Origin of the sequence: Nonomuraea diastatica, from assembly GCF_004349015.1 — a bacterium.
GTDB classification, from domain to species: domain Bacteria; phylum Actinomycetota; class Actinomycetes; order Streptosporangiales; family Streptosporangiaceae; genus Nonomuraea; species Nonomuraea diastatica.
The window spans coordinates 1-23,260 of sequence record NZ_SMKP01000098.1 but is presented as its reverse complement, the minus strand read 5'-3'; the positions used below and the strand labels follow the sequence as shown (position 1 = coordinate 23,260).

The window sequence follows — 23,260 nt, the reverse complement described above, 5'->3', positions numbered from 1 at the left end:
TCGGGGCCGACGATAAGGGCCTCGTGGAGGACGCGGTCGCTGCGGATGCGTTCGAGGTAGATCTCTCGGCGGGAACTCCTGCTGCGCTTTGCGCGGATACATCACCATTGGCCATGACCACGGCATACGCCCAAGATTTTGGTTTAGGAACAAGTTAAGTGCCTGTTTCTCATCCTGGATGGCGATCTACGACCACCGCAAAGACCTCAATTGCCGGGTCAGGAAACCGCCAGCGAGACGAGGATGGCTAGCGAGCCCGCCGTCGTAAGGAGAAAGCGGGTCATGACAAGGGGCCGGAACCAGCCGGGGAAGATCTCCTTGGCTGCCCCCATCAGTGCCTTGGTGTCGATGGTTGTGGTGTCGGACTTGCGGAGGGCGCTCTCCACGTACCGGTCGACGAAAACCTGAGTGGTGGTGACGAAGCCGCCGGCGATCAGCAGGATGGGTTGCAGGATCCAGGTGAACAGTGGCTGGTCGCCGAGGTTCAGCACGGCAAGCGCCGCCAGGCCCGCGGCGATCAGCACCGAGACCACCACGCCGGCGGTGCTGGCGGTGAAGTCGAGGCCGTGCTTGACCAGGAGGGCGGGGGCGTGGCCCTGGCGCCGGATCTCGGTTTCGGCTGCTTGCTGGGCGGCGGTGCCGTACCGGTGGCCGACAAGCGGAACGATCAGGTACGTCAGGGCCGTCAGGAATTGAAGGGCGACAACGATAAACACGAGAGGATCTCCTTACGCACGGATTTGAACTTAGTTCGACACCGTAGCGTCGATTTGATCTAAGTTCAAAGCGGGCTAGGGTGAGCGGCATGCTGACCAAGGAGCAGATCGTCCGGGCCGCCGTCGAGGTACTCGATACCGAGGGAGTGAACGGGCTGAACATACGCCGTTTGGGCACACATCTCGGGTCGGCCGCATCGGCGATGTACTACCACGTGAAGAGCAAGGAGAAGCTCGTCGTCCTCGCCGCCGACCACGTGTTCGGCGAGATCCCGATGCCCGATCCGGCCGGGGCTGGGTGGCGGGAAGCTGCCGCGTCGCTGGCGAGGGGAGCGTATGCGATGGTTGTCCGGCACTACTGGTTGATCCCGGCGATGAGCACGCATCTCATCTACGGACCCAACAAGGCTCACTTCGATGAGCAGTCGCTGGGGGTATACGAATCGGCGGGGTTCACCGAAGCCGAGGCCGATCAGGCGGCTGCGACCGTCCTCATGTTCGTGATCGGCGCCGCGCAGGGCGAGGCGGCGCAAGCGGCGTGGCAGGCGCAGCTACGACGGAGCGGCGCCGACAGCGACAAGGAGCTTCGCGAGGTCACCGCCGAAGTGTTCGAGATCGCCCAGGCCTTCCCCCGGCTGCGGGCCCGCATCGACTCCGACACCGCTCGGCCGTCCGGCGACACTTTCGAGTTCGGACTCCAGACTCTCCTTGCCGGGTTGGAGTCACGCCTGCCCCCTGTGGAGCGTCGACGCCGTAACTATGCTCATGGCGCTGAAGAAGGTGTTTGTGAACCCTTACCGTCGCGAGATCACTGATCGAGTTGAGAGTCGGTGTCGCCGCGCCGACGCGATCCTCGGTTGCGATCCTCCCGACAAACGATCACCCGGCTGGAACCCGGCTGTCACCAGGAAGAGCGCCCTCAGCCGACCTCACACCAGGTCCTCGATCTGCGATTTCAAGATGGAAACACCCCAATGCCAATCAAGATCGCTTCTGCGGGCTCCAAACGCGCTTGAACCCGGCGATCCAGGAAGCTGGAACCACACGGCCGGGCCGCACGTCTTCCGACTATGGACTCGAAGCCATGGCGCCCGCTCCCTGAAGTGCCCTCTCCCCGCCCCGGCCGACTCGGCCGATGATCCCAACCCCGTGCCGCCATCGGCATTCTGTCGCAGGCCGGAACATGATGGATAAGAAGGTGCCGCCTGGGTTTTGCGTAAGGATTCGGCATGAGGCGTCTCCGTACCCTGGCTGGCAATGATCTGTCTCGGCGGCTTATCGACGATCAGGTGCTGATTCGCGGCCTCGAGTCCGCCCTGACGTGCCCGCATGGCGGTCGTGAGATCGCTGGGAAGTGCGTACTCGAGCAGGGTCGCGACGAGGTGATCGTAGAACGCGTCAATAAGCAGCGTCGTGTCGCGATCGGGATCGGGGATGTAATCGCCTTCGGCGAGCCCGAACTGGTCGGTGGACATGATGGCCCTTTCGTGTACGGCTCGGCGCGTACACGACCGTGATCCCGCGTGAAGGCGTGACTGGTCGTGCTCGCGACCGAGCGAGCACGCCAGCGCACTCCACCGACCGACCAGGCGCTGACAAGCTTGTGTAGATTTTCGCCACCAATGTGGCACGCCTCCGACGATCATGTCTATCCGGCGGGCCGAAGCCATGATTCAGGGGGCATGCCTTAAGAGCTAAGGCGTGCCCCCTGGCTTCGGGGTGCGGAGCCAGATCCTGATCGATGCGACGTCGATCGTGCCCTGGTAGACAAGCTGGCGCTTGTCGGCACGCAGAGCCACGGCACGGTGGCTCTTGAGTTTGCCGATACACCGCTCGACAGTGTTGCTCGGTGTACCGCCCGGCGTCGAAGCCGGGCGGCCGTGCGCCCGCGCTGCCCCGCTTCAGCCGGTTGGCCTGCTGATCCTTCTTGATCGGGATGACCCACCACGGGACCGACCCAGCGCCTCACGCTGCCTACCCGTTCCGTGATCTACGACCTCCCCCCTTTGGCGGGATGTCGGCCGGTGGCGCATGCCGAATTCCGGCGGCGTGCTGATGGGCCCTCACCACGGTGGAATCCACGCTCACCGTCCACTCATCGCCTTCGACCTCATCACACCCGGCCCGCAGCCCGTCCAAGATCTTCTCCCACGTGCCGTCCATCGACCAACGGCGATGCCGGTTGTAGACCGTCTTCCAGTTCCCGTAACACGGGGCCAGGTCACGCCAGGGGGTGTTCGTCCGGACCAGGAAGAACACCCCGTTGATCACCCACCGGTGATCGGCCCATCGGCCGCCCTGCCGGGGGTTGACCGGAAGCAGCGGGGACAACCGCTCCCACTTCGCATCAGACAAGTCATGACGATTCAGCAGAGCTTGGTCATGGTCCTCGACCAAGGTTGATGAGGTCACGTGGGTCACCGTGGCAGGCGGGGCATCGCCACAACATGGCGATCAGCGTGGTCTGGAGGCGGGACACGACCTGGTACGGGTTCAGGCCGTGTCCATTCCTTTTGGGTTGAGGCGCTGTTCGAGGCAGAACAGGTGGGCTGCGGAGACGAGGGTGACATGGTGGTGGAATCCGGCGTAGCCGCGGCCTTCGTAGTCGCCCAGGCCGAGGGCTTGTTCCATCTCGCGGTAGTCGGTCTCGATGGACCAGCGGCTGGTCGCGTGTTTGACTGGGGTGAACAGCGGGGTGTCGGCGGGCAGGTCGGTGATCCAGGCTCGAAACTCCTCCGTGTCGTCCTGATGTCGCCATTGGATCAGCAGCAGACGCTCGGGCAGAAGTCGATGCTCGGTTCTCGCGATATGTCCTCGTTCGATGATCCCGGCGATGTGTACAGGGAGGGCGACGAACCAGCCGGAACGGGCGCGATGATCCGCCGTCTCGGGACGGTAGACGAACCGACGGGCGCGGCGTTGGTTGGCTCGGGCCAGTTGGTTGACTCCGATGGCAGGTCGCCGCTTGGCCCAGGCGCTGACCGGTGTTTCGGTGACCGGCAGGACCGTCGTGTCCCCGTTGACCGCCACCAGCCAGCGGATCTCGCGCTGGTGAGTGCGTTGCGGAAGGCGACGTTGGTGCCGTAGTCGCTGTCGGCGATGACCACGGGCGGCCTCAGTCCCCATTCGGCGGCCTCGTCCAGTAACTCCAGCACGATCTGCTGTTTGGTCCGATGCGTGAGTGCGGATGGGATGCCGGTCTTGGCCCGGCGTTCAGGATCGTCGGCCCATAGCTGGCGGATGAACAACCGCCAGTGCAACGGTGTGGAGCCGAGGTCGGACATCGCATGGACCGATACCGCGACCTGGCACAGGTGCTGCTCCCGTTCTCCGCAGTGCTGCACGATCGCTCCCGCGGTGCCGTGGCCGTACCGGACGAAGGGGTGGTCATCGATCAGCCATGCCACCGGGTCGATCACCGCGACTGCTCGCTCGGCGACACGCCGCATCACCTCGGTGTATTGCCAGGTGGACTGGGCGATGAAGTGGCCCAGATTCTGCCGGGGCAGGCCCAGCCGGCGGGGCCATCGGCTCCACTGATTTCCGCCTTCCGTCGAGCAACAACCCGCGCAGATACTGCTGGCCATAGCTGCGTTGGCCCTGGTAGCCGAGGTACTTGAAGATGTCGCGGGTGAAGGCCTCGAGGTCCTCATTCAGCGCCTCGACAGCTTGTAAGTCCATGCACCCACGATGGTCGCGCCGGACAGGGCCGTTCGGCTACACCTTTACCGATGAACAGGTCGAAGACCATGACCAAGCTCTGTTCAGCCGATCAGACATCGAACCGATCTACACCAAACCTCCACGGGACACGCCTTAGCACGGCCTCGAGGTCGTCGATGGCCGCCAGGGACTGGGCGAGCTGCTCGCGTTCTGCCTCGGTCAGGGTGAGGGCGCGCGCCCGGGCCAGGGCGTGCCCGGCGGCGGCGTGGTCCTTGGCGCGGACGGCGAGCTCGGCCCGGTAGACCAGCGCCTCCAGCAGCTCGGCCGCCGACGCGATGTCCTTGTCCCGCTCCAGGGCGCCGTCCAGGATCTCGGCCGCCCGCTCGTGATTGCCGTTGGAGTCGCCCATCACGACCGCCCGGTTCAGCGAGGTGGTGAGCCTGCTCGTGGCCTCCTCCTTCTCCGGCAGGGGGCGGGCGGCCATGAAGCGGATCCAGTTGCCGCCGGGGTCGATGACGGCGAAGCCGGAGTGGTTGCCGTCGTTCTTCCGCCTGCGCGGCCGGGTCATCCGGGGGATGCCGGAGACCAGGAGCTTGCCGTGCGCCGCGCGCATGCCCGCGGCGAACGCCTCGAACAGCTCTCCGGTGTCCGGCACGACGATCACGCAGGTCCCGTAGGAGTCTTCGGGCTTGAACGCCTCCGGCATGCCGAAGAAGCCCAGCTGGAGATCCTCGCGCTTGAGCAACGCATACGGGTTCGGCCGGACCTGGTAGTAGATCCGGCGGAAACCGAGCATCGTGTAGAAGTCGACCATCTCGTCGATGGAGCGGCAGGGAAGCAGCGGTATGGCGATCTCGTTGGCCATCGGGGGAACTCCTATTCGCCGGTCATGGTGAACGCGCCCTCTTCCAGGCGGCGGATCATCCGGTCGGTCCACTGGGCGCCGGCGTCGGCGGTGCTCAGCCACAGGGACAGCACCTCGCCGACCGGGCCCCAGGTCGCCAGATCCGTGCCCTCGGGCAGGTGCGCGGTGATGCTCGCGCGCCACTCGCGCATGGCGCGGGCCCGCTGGCGCAGCAACTCCAGGGCCCGCTCCCGGGGAAGGTCCTCGATGAGGCCGACAGCGGCGCCCAGCACGTCCAGGCTCGGCTCGCGGTCGGCCAGCGCCTGGCCCAGCAGGGCGAGGTACTCCCGCTCGCCCTGCTGGGTCAGCTCGTACTCGATCCGCGGCGGCCCCCCGGCCTCGGAGGCGACCGTCTCGTGCGTCACCAGCAGGCCCTGACCGGCCATGCTCTTGAGCGCGTGATAGACCGAGCCCGAGGTGGCGGTCGACCACTCGTGCGCGCCCCACGACTCCAGATCCGCGCGGACCTGGTAGCCGTGGGCGCGCCCGCGCCTGCGCAGCGCGCCCAGGACCAGCAGCCGTACCGGCTTCATCGAACCCTCCCGATCTTCGCTAGCCAAATTTGGCTAGCTGCTACTGGGAGCTTACCGCACCACGTGGAGGAAATCGGCGTAGCGGCCGCCGCGGCGTACCAGCTCCTCGTGATCACCCTCCTCGACGACCCGGCCACCGTCCAGGAAGGCGATGCGGTCGGCGCGCTGGACCGTCCGCATCCGGAGGGCCACCATCACCACCGTCCGGCCGGCCATCAGGCACTCGATCCGCCCTACGGGTGACGCCCCGAAGTGACCGCCTGGTGCGGGATCGCGCCAGGTCGGGGTGGCCGTTCCGGTCAAGCGGCGGGTCATGTCGTCGGTCATCGACCAATAGATCATCGACTCGGAGCCGGCCGATCGGGTCTCGTGGTCGCGGGTCGGCGGTGCGGCAACAGGTTGCCGAAGACCCGCTCGGCCGCCGGGTAGCTTCTGGACCGGCAGCTGGCCGCTCTGACCGAGGCGGGCTGCCTGCGGATCTTCGCCGGCAAGAAGCCCATCAGTCCTGGCCTCTACCTCGCCGCCGCCATCTACCACCCACTCGCCGTCGGCACTCCGCCCCTCAGCGCGCGTGTGCAGACGACTCCTGATATCCGTGTACGCGACCTCGGAAACCGACACACGGAGCAATGTCCGGTTTGTCCGTCCGTGTCGTTCTCATAACTTCTCGCAAAACCGCGTTCTCAGAATGCTGGTCGCGGTAGGTTCTGCGACACGAGTGACCTTGCCGATCCGGCCGCCGCCGTCGAAGCGGTCGACTGCCCGACCTGTCAGGCGCCCGCCGGCAGCGCCAGCCGTACCCGGGGCGGCAAGGTCGCGCCGAAGTACCACACGCCGCGCTTCATGCTCGTGCCGCAACTGCGCGCCGAGTCGGAGGTGCGCACCCCAGCCGATCGAGGCGCCGGCCGGGCCTGGACGGCAGGCCCGGCGATCGGAGCCACCGTTGCTGTCGGGACGAAGCCGACCCGGGTGGGCTACGCCCGGTGCAGCACGGCCGAGCGGGAGCTGCAGAGCCAGCTCGACGCCCTGGCGGCGGCGGACTGTGACCCGATCTTTTCGGAGAAGATCAGCTCCCGGGTGAAGGTGCGGCCGAAGTTCGCCAAGGCGATGGAGTTCGCTCGCACGATCAAGCAGGCCGTCCCGCACCAGCGGGTGATCTTCACGGTGCATGAGATGAAGCGGCTGGGCCGGGGCGCGGCCGAACTCCTGGCCATCGCCGAGGAGTTGCGCCGGGCCGACAGTCGGCTGGATTGCTGACCGGCCCGCTGCAGGGGGTCTACGACCCGTCCGGGCATGGGGCGGCGCTGTTCGCGTTCTTCGCCGGGATGGCCGAGTCCGAGCGGGAGTACATCCGCGAGAAGTCCCTCGAAGGCCAGGCCTCGGCGCACGAGCGCGGCCGCCACGGCGGCCGCCCGAAGGTGTTCGACGACGACATGATCGCTTACGCGCGGACGCTGCGGGCCCGCGGTGTCGCAGTGCCCGAGATCGCCCGCAAGCTGGTCATCCCCGCGGGCAAGAACAAGGGCGCTCACCCCTCCGTGGCCAGTGTCTACCGCGTGCTGGCCGACGGGGAGGATGGGGTAGGCCGATGAGGCGGCGCACGTATGGTGGGGCCGTTTCCGCTGTATTGACCCCCGGGTCAGATGTCGGCCCGCCGCAGTGAGATGCTCAGGTGCGGCGGGTGACCAGGCCAGCGGTGACGGCGTCTGTGACAGTGGCGTACGTGGGCAGATGCTCCTGCACACCGGTGATGGCCAGCAGCCGGGCGGGGCATGGCGGGCGCCGGCCAGGTGCACGCCGGCGCCGGTGGCGGCGCACGCTCGTGCCCGCGCCAGGATGACGTGCTGACCGAGCTGTCCAGGAAGGACAGCTCGGTCAGGTCGAACGCCACGTATCGCCGGTCCGGCAGACGCGCGGTCGAGATAGGCGGCCAGCTCGCCGCTGTTGGTGCGGTCCAGCTCCCCGCCGACGGCGACCAGGGTGGTGCCGGGCAGGTGCTGGCAGCTCAGCATCACGCGCGCGCCCGGTGCTCGCGCCGGGCGGGGCGCGGGCTGAGATGGCCAGGGGCACCCATGCCGCACACGCTAGACCGGCCCTCGCGGTGCCGATACCCCGCTGTGCGGGGAGATTCCCGGCCTGTCCCAAGAGGTGATCAGCGGGTGGCGTGCCGAGCCCCGCCGCAGCCGCGTTGTTTCAGCGAAATGATCGGGGCGGGCCGGCGCGACCCAGCGCATCGGCCCACACCGGCACCAACCCGGGCACTGACTCGGGCCCCACCTCGTTCGGGTCCGGGCCGCCGGCGCGGGCGAGCGCCTGGTGGCGCGTGCTGTCCAGGGCGCGGCGCAGCGCCGCCACCAGCACCGGCACCGTCGGTGCCCCTTCCAGGCGGTCCTGCTCGTCGCGATACATCCGGCAGGCCAGACCGGTCGGCATCGCGGGGTCGGCGAATGGGTCGCGGCCGTCGATCAGCAACGTCGGTGAGCCGCGCATCTGCCAGCGCGCCGCCTGCCCGGCGTCGCTCACCGTCCGGCGCGTAATCGTGGCGGCCGCCGCGGCGCCGGTCTCGGCCAGCGCCTGGGCCAGGCGAGCCTCCAGCACGGGCGCGTTCGGGCAGTCCTGCACCGTCACCACCACCAGTTCCATTCCCGGCCTCCTGCTGCTCTCGTCCTGCGGGTGGGTCTCCGGTCCGACGGTAGACCTTCCAGTGCGCTGGAAGGTCAAGGCCGTAGCCTGGGGGTATGCACATCGGTACGTTGGCCGCCGCGGCGGGACTGTCTGCCAAGACCATCCGCTTCTACGAGCAGGCCGGCCTGCTGCCGGCCCCGCCCCGTACGCCCGCCGGCTACCGCGACTACCCGGCCGAGGCAGCCGACCGTCTCGCCTTCATCCGCGACGCCCAAGCGGCCGGCCTCTCCCTGGCCGAGATCCGTGGCGTGCTGGCCATCCGCGACGCCGGACAGCCGCCCTGCCGGCACGTCACCACACTGATCGAGACCCACCTGGGGCACGTCGATCAACGCATCGCCGAGTTGCTCGCCACCCGCACCGCGCTGCAGGACCTGCACCAGCGGGCCCAAGACGTCGACCCGGCCGACTGCGGACCTGAGGGAATCTGCCGCATCCTGACCACGACCGCGTGAACCCTCGGCCGGTGACGGCCTGGCGTGGCACTTCGATCCGCCCGACAGGGATCAGGCCGTCGAGGACGTCGACGACGAACTGGGAGGCGGGGCATGGCTTCGAACTCGTTGCGTGAGTCGTCGTTCAGCACCGTGTGCGTATCAGGTGACGGATGCTCAGCGATGGCTGGGCCGCCGGTCAGTCGATGCCTTCGATGATGCGGAAGTCGCGCTCGAAGCCGTCGGGGAGGGCCACCAGCGCCTTCTGGTATGCCTCGCTCTCGTATGCCGCGACGGCCTGTTCGAAGCTGTCGAACTCGATCAGAACGACGCGTTGCGTGATTCCGGCCTCGTGGGCGACGACTCGACCGCCACGGGACGGGATCCGGGACAGGACGCGCCCGCCCCCAGCCTGGACAGCCGGACCGGCCAGCTTGTCGTAGGCAGTCAGCCTCTCAGGGGCGGAAATGGCGGGGTAGACACTGACCCAGTAGCCCTTAGCCATGGAAACCTCCTGTGTTGGGCCGGACACGTCCGACTTCGAATTGACACTCAGTTCGATCGATCCCGGCGACGGGTGCTGCGGTCAGTTGAATCGTCATATGCGCAGGTTAGGGCTTGATGTGCGGTCGAGGGAAAGACCGGTACGGGATAGACTCAGAACGGATCGTTATCAATCGGCAGGGAGGGCACGTGGCGCCGGATACGGTGAGCCTGCGATACTTCCTGGTGCTGGCGCAGGAGTTGAACTTCACCCGCGCGGCCGCACGGATCGGTATCGCACAGCCCGCACTCAGCGCCCGGATGCGCCGATTGGAGGCGAAACTCGGTACGGCCCTGCTGGTCCGCAACACGCGTAGCGTCGTATTGACCACGGCCGGTGCGGCTTTGGCGGAGTCCGCGCCGCCCGCGCTGGCGGCGCTGGACCGGGCATGGGACACCGCCCGGAGCACGGCGGCCGGTGAACTGGGCACGCTGCGCATCGGATACAGCCTCAGCGCCGGGGCCGAGACGGCACCGGCCCTGGTGGACAGGCTGATTCGCGGCAACAGCGGACTCGAGGTCGGCGCGGTCCCGATGGCGACACCGGAGATCTCCCCCGCGGTCGCCGACGGCCGCATCGATGCCGGGATCACCCGCGGTGAACAGCCGGGCCGTGGCGTGCGCCGGTTCCTGCTGCGGCGTATGCGCGTCGGGGTCCAGCTGGCGCAGCATCATCCACTGGCCGAACGCCCGGAGATCGAGATCGCCGACGCGGCCGCGTATCCGCTGCGGCTCCCGGACCGTGCGGCCAACCCCGTGATCCACGATCAGCTGTCCGCACTGTTCCGAGACACCCGACCACACCCTCGATTCCACACGCCCGCAGTCTCTTTCGACATGTCTCAGCGCGACCTGCGCGACGGGGTCACCCTCGCCCCGGCCGGAGAAGCCGCGGTCACGGCACAACCGGCCGGTCTCACCTGGCGACCGCTGCGGGGCGCGCCCAGCCTGACGATCCACCTGGTCCTCCCACGCGAGCAGTCGCCGCTTCACCGCCGCATCCGTGCCGTCGCCAAAACCCTGGCGCACGAGCTGCACTGGCTGTCGGACTGACGCGCAAGAGGTCAAGCGAGACGGACGCCTGCGGTGGCGAGGCCGAAGACCTGGCGCCCGGCGGACTTCGCGGTGATGACGACGGCGGTCTTGCTGAATGTCCGACACGACCTCGCTACGCCGGCGGATCAGCATCCGATGATGGCCCGGGTCCGGTCCGAGTCGTACACCGCGGCGACGTCCTCGCCCAGCCCGAGATCTCGGCGGATACCGCGCCTTCGCCGACGCCGAACCGGACAAGCACGGGTAACCGGCGGGAACGCCCGCCGTCAACGGCGTCCATGACGTCGGTCAATGCTTAACGCCAATAACTGTCCAATATCAGAAGCCATACACAGGGCCAGCTTCTGATATCGCGGCCTGGGCTACGCTTAGCCCAGCGAAACCACTTCTGATATTGCGAGGGCAATGTGGGGCGGCAACACCAAGCGGCACCCGAGGCGTTCACCACGATCCACGCCGCCTATGCCGCGGCACTCGAACGCGCCCCGCTGGATGGCGACACCCGACGCGCCTACGACTCCCGGGTGCGAACCTTCCTCGCCTGGCTCGACGCGAGCGGTCTGGACGGCGCACCGCTCACCGACGCCCACGACCGCGACTTCGCCGTCCGCGGCTACAAGACCCACATGAAGACCGTCCTGCATCGGGCGTCGAACACCGTGAACGCCCACGGATGGAACAGGGCGTGACCGAGATACGCCAGGCCGAACGGGGCCAGGAGCAGAGCGACGAGGATGGCGATCGCCGCCCGCCCGCTCACCTTGCGCGGTTGGGGCGATCCAGCTGCTGGGCGGGTTGTGCGATTCACAGAAGCTTGTCCTGGTCGTCGGCTAGATCGCGCCTGCGTCTGCACCATGGTGGTGGATCCTGCTCCGCGGCGCGAAGCAGGATCCATGCGGGGAGATGGAGATGTCCTCCCAGGCAGGGTTGCCCGCGGTGCACTGGATGGGCGGCTCAGCTCCCCGGCGTTCGGCGCACATTTTCAACTCCACCCCATAGATCCGGTGGTAGGTGAGGGAGAACCGCTTCGCCGTGCGGTAGGTGCAGTCGCGAACGTGGTGTCGCTTCCACATCGCCCGATTGCTTGCCGCATTGACGGTGGCGATGCCGAACAGCAACCACCACCCGCACGTGGCACTGGACCGGGCCAGGTCGGACACCGTACCGGACACTGTCAGGGTGGCAGCGGACGGGATCGCCGCGTGGTTCTCACCGACTGTGGTGATCTTGTCGGCCGTCCTGGGCCGCTTGCTGCGGGGCGAGTGGAACGGCCCTCAGGTCAGCACCGTGGCGCTGGCCTGAATCAACTGCGAGGCCTGCGTGGCGGCATGGGCGGTGGCGGGTACCGCGGGCTCCGTCAGACACCGCGGACCTTCGGCAGGATCTGCGTGCCCACGCCCGCGAGATCGCCCGCTTCCTGACCGAGTCCCACGCCGGCGCGGTCTTCCGCGCACTCACCGCGCAAGCTCAGCACGACCCCGCACTCGCCGCCCGGTTGCGCTTCGAGCATCTCAGCAGGCAACGTGGCTACGACCGGCTGCCCTTCGAACGCGCGGTCGCCCGCGGCGCACTCGATCCCGGCCTCGACGTCGACCTCGCCGTCGAGCAGATCGTCGGGCCCATTTACTACCGCGTCCTCGTCACCGGCCAAAGCCCGTCCGCGGAGTTCACCGACACACTCGTCGACGTCGTCATCAGCCAGCACACCGGGGACTGAGCGGCTGTAGGAGTGCGCTCTGTCAAGGGTCCGTGCGGGCCGGGGGTGAATCGCACGACACTGCAACCGCACCTTCGCATCGCCCACTGACCTGCGGCGGGAGGCTTAGGGTTCAATTTCAACCGGGTGCCAAGGCGTCCCAAATGACCCCGGCCGCCCGGGCCGCCTCCATAAGCTCCGACCGATGTCGGCCGTCCAGGCCCGCACCGCACGGGTCAAGGTGAGTGGACGCGAGCCCGGAAATGCCTGGCCTGCCGGGAGACGTAAGCGGCAGGGTCCGGCACCATGCCGCGCATGGCCGCAGGAGTGTACGCGCTGCAGATCGAGGCGGGCACCGACTTCACCGTCGTCCTGATCGGGAAGCAGGACGTAGCCGTCCTTCCCGTCGACCTGCGCTCGCAAGACCTTCGGCCGCTGGCCTTCGTAGATGAACGTCATGGGTGCTCTCCGTCCAGAAACGTAACACTCGAACCTGACGGTCCGGCCATCTCCTTATGGAAGTGACACATCTGAGAGTTCGCCTCGCCCCACACCGGGATCATCACGGCATGGGGCGAGTCATCACCCGCGTGCAAGGCATGGCAGCATCGCGGCCATGACCCTCAGCGTTCCCCGCCTCCGGATCGGCTCGACCGAGATCCTCGCCCTCGCCGACGGCGAGGGCCCGTTCTTCTCCGCGCGCGCCGAGGCCTTCCCCGAGGCCACGGCCGCTCAGTGGGCTGAGGCCGACCGCTACGACCCGGGCGCGGCCGACGCCGTGGTGCTCACGCATCTGCACACCGACCACGTCGGGTGGGCAGTCGTGACCGAGGCGGCCGTCCCATCAGCGGGCGGCTCGGTGAACGGCAACGCTTCGACCAGCAGCCACGATGGGCTACAAGGCCGACTATCCCAAGGAGGTCATCAACGGCCACCGCACCCTCATCACCCGCCGCCGCGCAACCCGCCCCAGCGAGGAATACCGCGCTCCCACCGATCAAGAATGGGAGGAGTTTCTGGGCCATTTCGAACGCCGGCGCGTCGCCATGGGCGACTGCGGCCGCGCCTACGGCACCGGCTGCGTTCACGAGCACAGTTGTTTACGCTGCAGCCTCCTCCGGCCGGACCCGGGCCGGCGTCAACGCATCGTGGACATCCGCGACAACCTGCTCGCCCGCATCGCCGGGGCCGAACGGGAAAACTCGCTGGGCGAGTCGAAGGACTCAAGGTCAGCCTCGCCGGAGCGGAACAGAAACTCGCCCGGCACGCCCGCCACCGTGAACCTCGGCATCCCGACATTCCGCGACGTCGCCAGTCGCATCATCAGCATCAACCCGAGCAAGCCATCAATTAGTTCAGAGAATACATCAACACGCTGATGCTGCAGGACGTCTTGGCCGACACCGAGTGGGCCGCGTTGCTCAAGCCCGCCGACCGGCGCGGGTTGACCCCGCTGTTCTGGCAGCACGTCCAGCCCTACGGCCAGGTACGGCTGGATGTAGGAGATGTGGTAGTAGACGCCGGTCCCGCCGGACCGGGCGGCTTCGGTCCGCGTGGGCACCTGGCGCAGATAGCCCTGGTTGTCCTCGGCCCACGTCAGGGTCACGTCGCCGGGGATGTGATCCTTCAGCCCGGCGTTGTAGAGATCGTTCATCTCGTGACGCCACCATCGAACATCGAGCGCGACGTGCACGCGCGAGCCGGTCTCGACGACAGCCTCGGCCGGGTCACCGTATGGCAGGACCTGACCCTCGCCACGCACCTTGCGTGATCAGGATTTTCCGGATCGTGGACGACCAGATCCCGGCGGCCGGTCCGGTGAGAGACCACGCCGATCCGCCGCCCCAAGCGCGTGGTGAGCTCGTGCCGCAGCCCGATCCCCGGCAACGCCGTCTGCTCGATCTCCACCCTCTGCCTCATCTGTCCGGCCGCCCATACGTGGCGCACACCGTAGCAACCGTGCCACGCCATCATGCGACCCCAGTCACACAGACGGACATCAGCGGAAGGCGGTGGCATGCTCGGCAGCCCACTGCGCGAACGTGCGTGGCCGCTGTCCTAGCAGGTGGTCGACGACGGCGCCGAGTGGAGCCGGCACCTGCACGAACTCCGACTGGACGTAGAGCTCCAGGTCGATTTCCTCGGCGGACCATCCCCATGACTGCCACAGCTCGTGGGTCTCGCGGTCGTTCAGCTCCTGGAAGCGAACCGGTCTGCCGATCGCCTCGCCGATCAGCCGCGCCTGGTCGATCTGGGTGAGCGCTTCAGGGCCTGAGATGGTGTAGATGGCGCCGACGTGTCGCCGTTCCAGCAGCGCCGATACCGCTACGGCGGCGACGTCGGCGGGGTGGACGTGCGGGTAGCAGAAGCGGCCGTGGGGAGCGCGGACCACCGAGTTGGCGCGTACATCGGGGGCCCATAGCAGCGCATTGGACATCAGCCCGTACGGCCGCAGGCACGTCCACTCCAACCGCGAGGCGGCCAGCGCCCGCTCGACGGCGAGGTGGTGCTCGTCGCCGTGACCAGCCGAGCCGCACGACAGCGCGACAATGCGGCGGACGCCGGCGACTGCGGCCAGCTCGACGATCTCCGCCGCTGTCTCCGGCACCGGGAACAGGAACAACAGCTCGGCCCCGTCCAGGGCCGGGGCGACGGTCTGCGGACGGGTCAGATCGCCTTCGACGACCTGTACCAGGCCGGACGGCCAGGTGATCCCGGTGGCGTCACGGCCTTGGCGGGCGGCCGTGGGCAGGCTGGTCGGGTAAGGGCTGCTGGACGCTCGTACCGGATGAAGGGGGCGAGCAGGTTCGGTCGTGAGCCCTTGGCGGATGAGGGTTCGCACCCCGGGGATGCGGCGGGCCAGCAGCTCCGCCACGACGTGGCGGCCGATGTTTCCCCTTGCGCCGGTCACCAGGACGGTCACGGTGACCTCACCGGAAGTCGCCGGCGTGGTCGACGGCCCACTGCGCGAAGGTGCGGCCGGGGCGGCCGGTCACCTTCTCCACGTCCGGCGAGATCGGCACATCGGCGTCGTTCAGATGGTCGCCCAGCTGCAGGAACCACTCGATCACCTCGGGCGGGTAGACGTCCTTCCATTCCTGGCCGGCCTGTTCGGGAGTGAGCTCGATGAAACGTACCTCGCGTCCGATCGCCTGGCCGATGAGGCGTACCGCGTCCACCCGCCGTACCGGCTCGGGTCCGGTGGGCCAGTAGGTGCGACCGACGTGGCCCTCCTCCACAAGCGCGGCCTTCAGAACCGCGGCGATGTCCGCCTCGTGCACCATGGCGTTGGTCCAGGCGCCGAACGGCCCCCGCACCACGCTCTCGGCTTTGATAGAGCGCGCCCAGTCCAGGGTGTTGGCCATGAATTCACCGGGGAACACGTGGGTCCATTCCAAGCCGGAGCCCTCGATGGCGCGGTGCAGTGCGCGATGGTCGGCCTCCATCGGGTCGTCGTCGGGAGCGCTGGGGTCGTTGTGGCCCAGGTGGGTGAGCCGCCGTACCCCGGCCTGCTCCACCAGCTCAATGATCTTCGCTCCGGTGGTGAGCGGCCCGTAGCCGTCGATGGCCACCAGATGCATACGGTCCACCCCTCGCAGCGCGGGGACGAGGCTCGCGGGGTCGCTGAAGTCGCCGCGCACGACCTCGACCTCCGGCGGCAGCGCCGCCTTCTCCGGTGAGCGGGTCAGCGCTCGCACCTCCTGCCCGTCCCGCAGGAGTTGCCGGACGAGGCTGCGCCCAACGGTCCCGGTTGCTCCAGTGACCAAAATCGGCATTTGTTCCTCCTTATGAACCTGCGCACGCCAAGGGAAGCCCTGTCCGGGGAGCTCGGCGTGAATCGGCCTTCATTCTTACTATTCGGCTCACTTTTCAGCAAATGTGAACATGACGTTCATGTTTGCCTTGACGTGCGGAAATGCGTCGATCAGCCACCGTCCGCAACGCAGCCCGAAGCCGACGAGAGGGGCTCCGACATGCGCTTTTCCGCAAACGTGAGAATTTCGAGGATTTCCTGAAAGCAATCAGCGGGGTGGCGCCGTCGCAGCCCCGGCATGGCCGCGGCGTTGGTACGACGGTGACGGCCAGCCCGTACCAGGTGAACTGCCAGAAAGCTGATCGGGGCGTTGTCGCGCGCGGTCACGCCGAAGACGACGACAGAGCAATGGCGCGCGGACCAGAAGGAACGCTCCTTGCATGTGCCTGGTGGCGGCTGCACACCGCGGCCATCACCCGCCCCGCGCACGTTGGTTCCCGCCCGGGAGATCCACATGATCGTTCTGCCCGCAAGACTTTCGGCGCGTGATCACCAGCCGAGCAAGGCACGCGGTGCCGGCTGCGGTGCTGGCGGCTACGAAAGACCGGAGAAGCGTTCGATGTCCTGGATACGGCCGGAGACGATGATGACATCGCCGTAACCGAGTTCGGTGTCCGCCGTGGCGTAGGTGAACTCCTCGCCCACGCATTTGACCGCCACCACGGTCAGACCGTATTTGCGCCGGAGTCGGGACTGGCCGAGCGGGATGAGGCGTAGCCATGCCCCCAGTGCGCGCGGCACAGGCGGTAGGCACTTGAGACGGTCTCGCCCGCGTCGGTGGGGCGTGGTCCCACAGGCCGACCCCACCCAACCCACCAGAGATCTCCTGTCCCGCCACAGCTGCCGGAGCTGTTCGCCGCGGCGTGGGCGGCCCCGTGATTATGTCGGCTTCGTCTGACACAGTTTGTCGGTCTCGTTCGACACCACTTGGGTGCCAGACGGGGTAGGGATGTCGGTTTCGTTCGACACCACTTCGGAGCCGTTCTACGGCCGTTCGGCGAGCTGCCGGGTGGTGTGGGCAAGTCGATAGGAGTCGGTGCCGGTATGGATGATGGTGCCGCCGAAGGTGAGCCGGTCGACGATGGCGACGCAAAGTCTGGGGTCGGTGAAGGTCTTGGTCCAGCCATCTGGGGAAGGACTCGTTGGAGGCGATCGCGACGGAGGCTTTCTCCTCGCGCTCCGTGAGGATCTGGAAGAGGTTCTCGGCTCCGCGGCGGTCGAGCCTGTTCAGTCTTCGGCGCTGGTTCGGCGACGACGTGCTTGTGGGGTAGGTGGCGGTGTAGCAGGAAGACCTCGATGAGTGCCGGGTGCCTTCGGCGTCGCCGTGGGTCTTGCAGGCGGCAGCCCACCGTTCGTCGTGGATCGGGGTGAACCTGCCCGCCTTGCGGGCCTGCTCGAGCGCGGTGGCACCGGGGAGCGCTCCGGGCTTGCGGAGCAGCACCTCCAGGTAGTGGTCCAGGTCGAGCCGTGCTCCGCCTTTGGTCATCAACCGCTCATGCCGAGCAACGACGGTTTGGCCGTCGTAGACCACCAGCTCGGGAGGCGTGTAGCAGCACCCGGACTTGCCGGCCGACGTAGCGCGCGGGCACGGAGTACTTGTTCATCCGGACCGTGACCTGCGCGAAACGATCCACACGCGGGGTGAACCAACGACCAGTCTCGAACGGCTTCGTGGGTAGTGGCGTGAGGAGCCATTGTTCGGTGGCGTAGTGCTCCGACCGTGTGGGCACGCGACGCGATCCGCCGTTCGTCATCCGCGGCGTCCCAGGCATCGACCATGGCATTGAGGTCCTCGATCGAGTCGGTTTCGGGCATAGGGACGAGGTGGTTGCGGCGAAACCAACCGATGTCGCCCTCGACCCCGCCCTTCTCGTGCGCCCCGGTGATGCCGGGCTGGCAGTAGAACGCCTCGATCCCGTAGTGGGACCGGAATGCGGTCCAGCCGTCTGCCTCGACCCGCTGCCTGGAGAACCCGATGACCGATGCGACGGCGGCCTTGAGGTTGTCGTACCTGATCTTCCCCGCCGGCACGCCGCCGAGGATCCGGAATGCGTGGGCATGGCCTTCGAATAACGCCTCCTGACCAGCCGAGGCACTGATCCGGTGCATCCCGTACGACACGGCCCCGGTGGCGTCGTGCTCGTCCACGAGCCGGTCGAAGATCCGCTTCGCGGTGTGCCGCTGCTTCCTTGGGGCGTCCAGGTCGTCGCGCAGCCCGGCGTCGATCACGTCCCGGTAGGCGTCGAGCCGGGATCCCCGCTTCGGTGGTGGTTTCGGTTGCTTGGGCCACGCCGACTCCAACGCGGCGGCGACGGTGCCGTACCCGACGCCGTGTTTGCGCTGTAGAGCCCGCTTCGACAACCCCGCCTTCGCGTCACGACGTATCGCGGCGTACAGGTCGACACGGGACGGACGCGCATCGCGAGCCATGACGTCAGAACCGCCTCGGCGGCTGAACCAGACGCGTCCCACCCGGATGGGATCGCCCACCAGGAACCCGAACGTGGGAACGCAAGTGCCTGATGATGATCACGCCCCAAGATCCCGCAACCGGGCGCTCCAAGCAGCGGCCGATCGCCGTCGGAGATTCTCGTTGCTGTTTGCGGCAGATCAGTTTCTCCCTTCGCGGACATCCTTCCCCTGTTCGGCGAACGCCTTGAAATCCTGCATGTGCTGTTGCGACTGCTTGTGGAAGGAGCCGGGCATGAGAAGCCCCACCAGCCGCATCAGCAGGCTGCTGAACCGGTATTCGCTCTCGCTCTCCCAGAGCGTCGTGTCCGGATTGGCTTCGGTCAGCCGATCCCGCACGACGCTCCACATGCCCGCGCCGACAATCTCGCGGTCGAAGTGAACGACGCTCTCTTTCGGGATCCCGTGCAGGTCTGCCGGATCCCGGCGTGTGATCGTTTCGGTGCACTCGATCTTCCGCTGCCCCGACTGCATCACGACCCGCGACTTGGTACCGAGCTGCCCGTGTATCCCGTTCACCGGCTCGTGCAGCACCAGGCCCCGCAGCCACTTCGGCATGTGTGCCGGGTCGGCGAGCAGCTGGGCCACCTTCTCCCGCGGCAGGGCGATCTCGATCGAGTTGGTGTACTTCATGGCACGCATTCCTTCCAGGTGTGGGACAACATGCTGTAGTGCTGCTCGTCCTGCTCCTCGACGGAGGGGTCTGACATCCGTCTCGCGATTGACGATTCTCATCGGGGGGTGCCAGCGCCAAGGGTGCCGGTCAGCCCACCGCAGCGGGGATGTCAGGCCGGGTCGGGTGCGTAGAGCTTGGTGGTGGCCTTGACTGCGGCCGCGACGTGCTCCGGTTCGCCACCGGCGGCCAGGTGAGCCTGTCCCCAGGCCGCGGCGCTGCGCCGGATGAGCTCGCGCCCTTCGGGCGACTTCTGAACCCCTTGTGGTCGGCGGTCTCGCCACCGGCCAACAGCCGGGCCAGGGCGAGGAGAGCCAGGTCCCAGCCAACGCCGCCGGCACCGGGGCCGTAGGCCGGGAAGAGGGGCTCCCCGACGACCGCTGCGTGGATCAGCTCGAAGTCGGTGTCGCCGGTCGGGCCCGGGACCAGGCGCACTTCCACCTCGCTCGTGCCGGGCCAGGCGTCGGCGTCCGGCCCGTAGAGCCAGGACACCCTTAGCAGACGCGGCGGCTCGCACCGGAGGATCTCGCCGTGTTCACCGCCGTCCAACTCGAACTTCCCGCCAAGCCGCAGATCCCCGGTGACCGGTTTCAACCAGCGATGCAGCCGCTCGGGGCTGGTAACGGCGTCCCAGACGTCGTCGATCTGCGCTTCGTATCGACGCCGCACCGCGATGGTGTACGCGTCGCCGGCGGGCACGCTGCCCTTGCCCGTTGCCCGGTGCGCGGCGGCCAGTTCGTCCAATACATCTTTCATGTCATGTTCCCTTCGCTGATGGATCTGCCTTGTCTGCATCGGTGCCGGACTCGGCCGGTCATGTGGGCTCACCACCAGCCGGAGTCCGAGCTGCACGCCTGCCCCGGGCCAGCTCGGTTCCCAGGGCGTCGAGGCGTTGTTCCCACAACCGGCGAAACCGGCCCAACCACGCGTCAACCTCGCTCAGCGGCGCGGACTCGACGGCGTAGAACCGGCGAGCGCCCTCAGCCCGCACCGACGCGAACCCGCTGTCACGCAGCACGCGCAGATGCTGTGAGACAGCCGGCTGGGGAGAGTCCGAACTCGGCCCGGATCACGTCCGTGATCGCGCCAGAGGTCTGCTCACCGTCGGCGAGCAGCTCCAGAATGCGCCGGCGCACCGGGTCGCCGAGAATGTCGAACGCGTGCACGAGCCAGGATCGTACCAGTCTCCGCCTATATAAGTCAGTACTGGCATCCTGACCCACGTTCGGCTTAGAGTTCGTCTTCGTTCGCGGATTCCGCGGTAGCAGATGAGTGCGGAGGATGCTGGCGAAGGTGGATGACTGCCTTGCGTTCGTGGCGTCGGGGGCCCGCCCCTCTGGACCATCGAACGCGCCATGGCCTGGCTCCGCGAGGGATCCGCACCGGGCGGATTCGGATCCCCGCGTTGTTCACTCGTCGGCGAGCGCGCGCACTTCGACCTGCGGCGACCCGGACGCCATCCCACGGCGACTCGGTCAACATGCTGGATAGCACCCACCGTCTCAGCGGCGATCAGCCACTTGGCATACGCCTCATCTCGCGGGTCGACCCTTCCGATGCCGATCACGTTAGGTCACCAGACCAGGAACTCATCGGCGTTGACCTCTGCCCAGCACAGCGGTCGTTGCGGTCTCGATGGTCCGCACGATTTGGTCATAGTCGGCTTCGGCATCATGGTGGCAATCCCCTCGTCACCTCTACGGTGGTAGAAGCCATCGAGGCTGGGCCCGGTCCCCGGCGGAACACCCGTGGTGTCGACGCCCATCGACATCCGACACCCCTCATCCATGCTGGTGTCGAACGAGACCGGCATCCGGTGTCGGGTGAGACCGACATAGCCGGCCCCGCCGCGGTGAGGGCGCCGGTGGCGGCCGCTCAGCGGCCGCCACCGGCGGCGTGCTCCCGGCGGTCGAGGGCGGCCTGCAGCTGGGCGAGCCACTCCCGGCCCCTTCCGCGCCCGTCGGGGAGTTGGTCGTCGCGGTCCCAACGCCAGGAGACCACGAGGGCGAGGCTGAGGATCCGGCAGTCGGCGAGCAGCCCGGAGTCGGCGCCCGGGTAGTGCGCGGCGACGTCCTCCGGAGCATGCGCGAGGTCGAACTCGACGGGTCCGCGGCAGGCGGTCTCCAGGTCGATGAAGAGCGGTCCGTCCGCGGTGGCGAGCAGGTTGCCGGGGTGCGGTTCGCCGTGCAGGAGCTGTTGCCGCGTGCCGCGGTCCAGGATCGCGCGGCTGATTCCGTGGAGGGTGTCGGTCAGCAGGGCGCGTTCCGCGGCGCCGAGGTCCGGGCTGACGGCGGGGTCCTCGACCACCCGGAGGGCGTCGGCGACGCGGTCGGTGAAGTGCGGTGCGGCGAGGTTGACGCGGCGCAGGCCGGCGTGCAGCCGGGCCAGGGCGTCGGCGTAGGCGGCGGGCGGGTGGTTCTCGGGTGCGGCGGTGGGCTCGTAGTAGGTCCAGAGGGTGACGGCGAAGCCGTTGCGGACATGGACGCGGGGCTCGGCCCTCGGATCGGGACCCGCCACCGGGCTTCCGGTCCCGGCGAGGCGACGGGCGATCTCGACCTCGAAGTCGAGGCGGTGCGTGAGGGGCGCGACCCGGGCGAGCACGCCGCTGGGCCGCAGCCGGACGGCGATCCGGTTCGAGTTGTGCAGCACAGCGGCGTCGTCGGCGCCCAGGCCGTACTCGGCGGCCGTGTCGACGGCCGCGGCCACCGCCCGCGGGATCTCGGTGTCCTTCACGTGTTCGGTGCCTCTCCCTGCCAAAGTTGATGTGTGCGGCGCAGGCCCTTGGGCCGGCCGAGCGTCTGACGCGTCGTGACCAGGTGGGCGCGGCCGGACATAGCGGACCCCGAGGCCGTCGTCGTCCCGTGCCGTCAGGGGCCGGTCAAGGAGGGCGCTCACGTCCGGATCACCCCGAGGCAGCGCCGTGCTGCAGCCGTCGCCGCTGAGCCGGCGGCCGGCCGCGGCGAGGGCGGACGCGAGCGCGTCGGCCTGCTCGGGAGGGCGCGCAGCAGCGGGAAGGGGTCGAAGCGGCGGGCGTCGCCGGTGGCGATGCTGCCGAGGTCGTCGGCGACGCGGTCGCGGGTTCGTCCGGTGGGCGGCCGGCGTTGCGTCAGCACCCGCGTGCGGTCGACTGCTTCCTGGATGAGCGCGAGGGGTCCGCCGGTCACGTCTGTATGCAACACCACCCGGTCGGTTCCGCGCATTCGGTTTATTGCCGGTGTCGGCGGAGGGCGTGGGTGTCAATCCCCTCAAACCGTAGAGACGGTCCTATGCCACAGCGGCTCTCAGCAGGGCCCGGGCTGTGGTTCGAAGCCGCTCGATCTCAGCTCGGACGTCGGACTGGGTGTAGAGCCAGGAACGGGCGACCGAGGCCTTTTGGGCGACGGTTTGGAAGGTGACCACGGCGCCGGTGCTGTCGAGCTCGCGCGGCGCCTGGATCACCTTGAAGCGGGTGAGTTCGTGCCGCTGTTTGGCTGCAGTGATCAAGTAGCGGGTGTTGTCAGCCGGCATCGGACGCCTCCTGCCGCGTGGGCTCGCCGTCGTCCTGCAGCGCGCCGACGATGCGGCCGAGGTTAGTCAGGATTTGCTGGTTCATCTCCACCATGCGCTGGTGGCTGCGGGCTTCAGCGGCGGAGATGATGTGCAGGATCTGTTGGCGCTGTTGGTGGTGCTGGGGCAGGAAGTCCGAATTGGCGATGCCAGAGGAATGACAGCGAGATGTTCCGGAGAGCGAGGGCCGCTCCGCCTGCCGCCTCAGTACTGTGACTTCGCATGACCGACACCGATATCGAGATCACCGCAGACCTGGTCCGCGACCTGCTGCAGGAGCAACATCCAGACCTTGCAGGGCTGGCCATCCGCGAGGTGGCGGGCGGCTGGGGCAACCAAATGTGGCGCCTCGGGGACGAGTTGGCCGTGCGCATGCAGCGCATGGACTCCACCCCGGAGCTTCAGCTCAAGGAGCGGCGGTGGCTACCCGTGCTGGCCCCGCGCCTGCCGCTCCCGGTGCCGACCCCGGTGCGGTTCGGCGAACCGTCCGAGCGCTTCCCCAAGCACTGGACCGTGATGACGTGGGTT

General features: G+C 67.9%; 32 protein-coding genes and 5 pseudogenes. 12 read left to right on the top strand and 25 right to left on the bottom strand.

Annotated elements, in window-relative coordinates; translation table 11 throughout:
* Positions 1-218: 218 nt before the first annotated feature.
* Positions 219-716, bottom strand: a complete 498-nt coding sequence (locus E1294_RS30050) for a hypothetical protein (RefSeq protein WP_132513945.1) — start codon at positions 714-716, stop codon at positions 219-221.
* An 89-nt stretch (positions 717-805) separates the two neighbouring features.
* Here E1294_RS30050 and E1294_RS30045 point away from each other — a divergent pair, with 89 nt between their 5' ends.
* Positions 806-1,531, top strand: coding sequence for a TetR/AcrR family transcriptional regulator C-terminal domain-containing protein (locus E1294_RS30045; RefSeq protein ID WP_132513943.1), 726 nt, complete (start codon positions 806-808; stop codon positions 1,529-1,531).
* Positions 1,532-1,645: 114 nt separating this feature from the next.
* On the opposite strand, the gene E1294_RS56170 is transcribed toward E1294_RS30045, so the two are convergent.
* The 7 genes and pseudogenes from E1294_RS56170 to E1294_RS30015 form a co-directional block, all read right to left on the bottom strand.
* On the bottom strand, positions 1,646-2,191 hold the full coding sequence (locus E1294_RS56170) for a hypothetical protein (RefSeq protein WP_246083369.1): 546 nt from the start codon (positions 2,189-2,191) through the stop codon (positions 1,646-1,648).
* Positions 2,192-2,410: 219 nt separating this feature from the next.
* A pseudogene (locus tag E1294_RS30035) lies at positions 2,411-3,086 on the bottom strand (IS5 family transposase).
* 123 nt (positions 3,087-3,209) lie between these two features.
* Positions 3,210-3,746 (bottom strand): hypothetical protein, encoded by a 537-nt coding sequence (locus E1294_RS56165; protein WP_246083368.1) that lies wholly within the window; start codon positions 3,744-3,746, stop codon positions 3,210-3,212.
* 38 nt (positions 3,747-3,784) lie between these two features.
* Positions 3,785-4,397, bottom strand: a pseudogene (locus E1294_RS58250) (IS701 family transposase); the annotation flags it as partial.
* Positions 4,398-4,488: 91 nt separating this feature from the next.
* On the bottom strand, positions 4,489-5,244 hold the full coding sequence (locus tag E1294_RS30025) for a VOC family protein (RefSeq protein WP_165977545.1): 756 nt from the start codon (positions 5,242-5,244) through the stop codon (positions 4,489-4,491).
* Positions 5,245-5,255: 11 nt separating this feature from the next.
* Positions 5,256-5,816: a PadR family transcriptional regulator gene (locus tag E1294_RS30020; RefSeq protein WP_132513939.1), complete on the bottom strand. Its 561-nt coding sequence runs from the start codon at positions 5,814-5,816 to the stop codon at positions 5,256-5,258.
* A gap of 51 nt (positions 5,817-5,867) precedes the next feature.
* Entirely contained in the window at positions 5,868-6,143 is a 276-nt protein-coding gene (locus tag E1294_RS30015; RefSeq protein ID WP_132513937.1) for a hypothetical protein, read from the bottom strand.
* Between the two features lie 417 nt (positions 6,144-6,560).
* Here E1294_RS30015 and E1294_RS58245 point away from each other — a divergent pair.
* From E1294_RS58245 to E1294_RS54820, 3 genes and pseudogenes are all read left to right on the top strand, one after another.
* A pseudogene (locus E1294_RS58245) lies at positions 6,561-6,692 on the top strand (zinc finger domain-containing protein); the annotation flags it as partial.
* The gene (locus tag E1294_RS54825) at positions 6,666-7,073 is read left to right on the top strand and encodes a recombinase family protein (RefSeq protein WP_425465234.1); all 408 of its coding nucleotides are present in this window, start codon (positions 6,666-6,668) and stop codon (positions 7,071-7,073) included. The pseudogene E1294_RS58245 and the gene E1294_RS54825, both read left to right, overlap by 27 nt.
* Positions 7,067-7,408, top strand: coding sequence for a serine integrase family protein (locus E1294_RS54820; protein WP_220448012.1), 342 nt, complete (start codon positions 7,067-7,069; stop codon positions 7,406-7,408). Before E1294_RS54825 ends, E1294_RS54820 begins: the two co-directional genes overlap by 7 nt.
* A gap of 601 nt (positions 7,409-8,009) precedes the next feature.
* Here E1294_RS54820 and E1294_RS30005 read toward each other — a convergent pair.
* Positions 8,010-8,459, bottom strand: coding sequence for an alkylmercury lyase (locus E1294_RS30005; RefSeq protein ID WP_132513935.1), 450 nt, complete (start codon positions 8,457-8,459; stop codon positions 8,010-8,012).
* A 95-nt stretch (positions 8,460-8,554) separates the two neighbouring features.
* Here E1294_RS30005 and E1294_RS30000 point away from each other — a divergent pair, with 95 nt between their 5' ends.
* The gene (locus E1294_RS30000; protein WP_132513933.1) at positions 8,555-8,956 is read left to right on the top strand and encodes a heavy metal-responsive transcriptional regulator; all 402 of its coding nucleotides are present in this window, start codon (positions 8,555-8,557) and stop codon (positions 8,954-8,956) included.
* Between the two features lie 178 nt (positions 8,957-9,134).
* Here E1294_RS30000 and E1294_RS29995 read toward each other — a convergent pair whose 3' ends face one another.
* Positions 9,135-9,440, bottom strand: coding sequence for a DUF1330 domain-containing protein (locus E1294_RS29995; RefSeq protein ID WP_132513931.1), 306 nt, complete (start codon positions 9,438-9,440; stop codon positions 9,135-9,137).
* A gap of 188 nt (positions 9,441-9,628) precedes the next feature.
* Between E1294_RS29995 and E1294_RS29990 the strand changes: the two genes are divergently transcribed.
* The 6 genes and pseudogenes from E1294_RS29990 to E1294_RS58235 form a co-directional block, all read left to right on the top strand.
* On the top strand, positions 9,629-10,531 hold the full coding sequence (locus E1294_RS29990; RefSeq protein WP_132513929.1) for a LysR family transcriptional regulator: 903 nt from the start codon (positions 9,629-9,631) through the stop codon (positions 10,529-10,531).
* A 410-nt stretch (positions 10,532-10,941) separates the two neighbouring features.
* Positions 10,942-11,223: a hypothetical protein gene (locus E1294_RS29980; RefSeq protein ID WP_181958575.1), complete on the top strand. Its 282-nt coding sequence runs from the start codon at positions 10,942-10,944 to the stop codon at positions 11,221-11,223.
* A gap of 415 nt (positions 11,224-11,638) precedes the next feature.
* Positions 11,639-11,836: a hypothetical protein gene (locus E1294_RS29975; RefSeq protein WP_132513927.1), complete on the top strand. Its 198-nt coding sequence runs from the start codon at positions 11,639-11,641 to the stop codon at positions 11,834-11,836.
* 82 nt (positions 11,837-11,918) lie between these two features.
* Positions 11,919-12,251, top strand: coding sequence for a TetR-like C-terminal domain-containing protein (locus E1294_RS58240; RefSeq protein WP_132513925.1), 333 nt, complete (start codon positions 11,919-11,921; stop codon positions 12,249-12,251).
* A 294-nt stretch (positions 12,252-12,545) separates the two neighbouring features.
* On the top strand, positions 12,546-12,755 hold the full coding sequence (locus E1294_RS29965) for a hypothetical protein (RefSeq protein WP_132513923.1): 210 nt from the start codon (positions 12,546-12,548) through the stop codon (positions 12,753-12,755).
* A gap of 91 nt (positions 12,756-12,846) precedes the next feature.
* Positions 12,847-13,134 (top strand): annotated as a pseudogene (locus E1294_RS58235) (MBL fold metallo-hydrolase); the annotation flags it as partial.
* Positions 13,135-13,368: 234 nt separating this feature from the next.
* Here the strand turns inward: E1294_RS58235 and E1294_RS58230 are convergent.
* The 15 genes and pseudogenes from E1294_RS58230 to E1294_RS29890 all read right to left on the bottom strand — a co-directional run bounded on the left by E1294_RS58230 (position 13,369) and on the right by E1294_RS29890 (position 22,693).
* The gene (locus E1294_RS58230) at positions 13,369-13,884 is read right to left on the bottom strand and encodes a glycosyl hydrolase 115 family protein (RefSeq protein ID WP_425465233.1); all 516 of its coding nucleotides are present in this window, start codon (positions 13,882-13,884) and stop codon (positions 13,369-13,371) included.
* A complete protein-coding gene (locus E1294_RS58755) occupies positions 13,881-14,150 on the bottom strand; it encodes a cation:proton antiporter regulatory subunit (protein WP_484213985.1) in 270 nt (89 codons plus the stop codon). The genes E1294_RS58230 and E1294_RS58755 overlap by 4 nt, the downstream gene beginning before the upstream one ends.
* Positions 14,151-14,229: 79 nt before the next feature.
* A complete protein-coding gene (locus E1294_RS29945) occupies positions 14,230-15,153 on the bottom strand; it encodes an SDR family oxidoreductase (protein ID WP_132513919.1) in 924 nt (307 codons plus the stop codon).
* Positions 15,154-15,160: 7 nt separating this feature from the next.
* A complete protein-coding gene (locus E1294_RS29940; protein WP_132513917.1) occupies positions 15,161-16,006 on the bottom strand; it encodes an NAD(P)H-binding protein in 846 nt (281 codons plus the stop codon).
* Between the two features lie 149 nt (positions 16,007-16,155).
* Complete coding sequence (locus E1294_RS29935; RefSeq protein WP_132513915.1) at positions 16,156-16,371, bottom strand: hypothetical protein; 216 nt, start codon at positions 16,369-16,371, stop codon at positions 16,156-16,158.
* 207 nt (positions 16,372-16,578) lie between these two features.
* Positions 16,579-16,785: a TrkA C-terminal domain-containing protein gene (locus E1294_RS29930; RefSeq protein ID WP_246083366.1), complete on the bottom strand. Its 207-nt coding sequence runs from the start codon at positions 16,783-16,785 to the stop codon at positions 16,579-16,581.
* 243 nt (positions 16,786-17,028) lie between these two features.
* Positions 17,029-17,266 (bottom strand): annotated as a pseudogene (locus E1294_RS54805) (ATP-binding protein); the annotation flags it as partial.
* A gap of 271 nt (positions 17,267-17,537) precedes the next feature.
* Entirely contained in the window at positions 17,538-17,798 is a 261-nt protein-coding gene (locus tag E1294_RS58225) for a Mu transposase domain-containing protein (RefSeq protein ID WP_425465232.1), read from the bottom strand.
* A gap of 856 nt (positions 17,799-18,654) precedes the next feature.
* The gene (locus tag E1294_RS29915) at positions 18,655-19,146 is read right to left on the bottom strand and encodes an SRPBCC family protein (protein ID WP_132513911.1); all 492 of its coding nucleotides are present in this window, start codon (positions 19,144-19,146) and stop codon (positions 18,655-18,657) included.
* 130 nt (positions 19,147-19,276) lie between these two features.
* Positions 19,277-19,942, bottom strand: a complete 666-nt coding sequence (locus E1294_RS29910; RefSeq protein ID WP_246083365.1) for an SRPBCC domain-containing protein — start codon at positions 19,940-19,942, stop codon at positions 19,277-19,279.
* 58 nt (positions 19,943-20,000) lie between these two features.
* A complete protein-coding gene (locus E1294_RS56145; RefSeq protein WP_246083370.1) occupies positions 20,001-20,210 on the bottom strand; it encodes a hypothetical protein in 210 nt (69 codons plus the stop codon).
* Positions 20,194-20,352: a helix-turn-helix domain-containing protein gene (locus tag E1294_RS56140; protein ID WP_246083364.1), complete on the bottom strand. Its 159-nt coding sequence runs from the start codon at positions 20,350-20,352 to the stop codon at positions 20,194-20,196. Before E1294_RS56140 ends, E1294_RS56145 begins: the two co-directional genes overlap by 17 nt.
* 709 nt (positions 20,353-21,061) lie before the next feature.
* Positions 21,062-21,919, bottom strand: coding sequence for a phosphotransferase (locus tag E1294_RS29900; protein WP_132513909.1), 858 nt, complete (start codon positions 21,917-21,919; stop codon positions 21,062-21,064).
* A 158-nt stretch (positions 21,920-22,077) separates the two neighbouring features.
* The gene (locus E1294_RS29895; RefSeq protein WP_132513907.1) at positions 22,078-22,350 is read right to left on the bottom strand and encodes a hypothetical protein; all 273 of its coding nucleotides are present in this window, start codon (positions 22,348-22,350) and stop codon (positions 22,078-22,080) included.
* A gap of 100 nt (positions 22,351-22,450) precedes the next feature.
* On the bottom strand, positions 22,451-22,693 hold the full coding sequence (locus tag E1294_RS29890; protein ID WP_181958574.1) for a hypothetical protein: 243 nt from the start codon (positions 22,691-22,693) through the stop codon (positions 22,451-22,453).
* A 261-nt stretch (positions 22,694-22,954) separates the two neighbouring features.
* On the opposite strand from E1294_RS29890, the gene E1294_RS29880 reads away from it, so the two are divergent.
* The coding region (locus E1294_RS29880; protein WP_165977544.1) for a phosphotransferase at positions 22,955-23,260 on the top strand (306 nt) is incomplete at its 3' end.

Bases quoted from the DNA above. Each gene is read 5' to 3' on its own strand.
- E1294_RS30045 (WP_132513943.1), top strand. From the start codon at position 806: ATGCTGACCAAGGAGCAGATCGTCCGGGCCGCCGTCGAGGTACTCGAT.
- E1294_RS56170 (WP_246083369.1), bottom strand. From the start codon at position 2,191: ATGTCCACCGACCAGTTCGGGCTCGCCGAAGGCGATTACATCCCCGAT.
- E1294_RS30025 (WP_165977545.1), bottom strand. From the start codon at position 5,244: ATGGCCAACGAGATCGCCATACCGCTGCTTCCCTGCCGCTCCATCGAC.
- E1294_RS30020 (WP_132513939.1), bottom strand. From the start codon at position 5,816: ATGAAGCCGGTACGGCTGCTGGTCCTGGGCGCGCTGCGCAGGCGCGGG.
- E1294_RS30015 (WP_132513937.1), bottom strand. From the start codon at position 6,143: ATGACCGACGACATGACCCGCCGCTTGACCGGAACGGCCACCCCGACC.
- E1294_RS30005 (WP_132513935.1), bottom strand. From the start codon at position 8,459: ATGGAACTGGTGGTGGTGACGGTGCAGGACTGCCCGAACGCGCCCGTG.
- E1294_RS30000 (WP_132513933.1), top strand. From the start codon at position 8,555: ATGCACATCGGTACGTTGGCCGCCGCGGCGGGACTGTCTGCCAAGACC.
- E1294_RS29995 (WP_132513931.1), bottom strand. From the start codon at position 9,440: ATGGCTAAGGGCTACTGGGTCAGTGTCTACCCCGCCATTTCCGCCCCT.
- E1294_RS29975 (WP_132513927.1), top strand. From the start codon at position 11,639: ATGCCGAACAGCAACCACCACCCGCACGTGGCACTGGACCGGGCCAGG.
- E1294_RS29965 (WP_132513923.1), top strand. From the start codon at position 12,546: ATGGCCGCAGGAGTGTACGCGCTGCAGATCGAGGCGGGCACCGACTTC.
- E1294_RS58230 (WP_425465233.1), bottom strand. From the start codon at position 13,884: ATGAACGATCTCTACAACGCCGGGCTGAAGGATCACATCCCCGGCGAC.
- E1294_RS58755 (WP_484213985.1), bottom strand. From the start codon at position 14,150: ATGAGGCAGAGGGTGGAGATCGAGCAGACGGCGTTGCCGGGGATCGGG.
- E1294_RS29940 (WP_132513917.1), bottom strand. From the start codon at position 16,006: ATGCCGATTTTGGTCACTGGAGCAACCGGGACCGTTGGGCGCAGCCTC.
- E1294_RS58225 (WP_425465232.1), bottom strand. From the start codon at position 17,798: ATGACGAACGGCGGATCGCGTCGCGTGCCCACACGGTCGGAGCACTAC.
- E1294_RS29915 (WP_132513911.1), bottom strand. From the start codon at position 19,146: ATGAAGTACACCAACTCGATCGAGATCGCCCTGCCGCGGGAGAAGGTG.
- E1294_RS29910 (WP_246083365.1), bottom strand. From the start codon at position 19,942: ATGAAAGATGTATTGGACGAACTGGCCGCCGCGCACCGGGCAACGGGC.
- E1294_RS29890 (WP_181958574.1), bottom strand. From the start codon at position 22,693: ATGCCGGCTGACAACACCCGCTACTTGATCACTGCAGCCAAACAGCGG.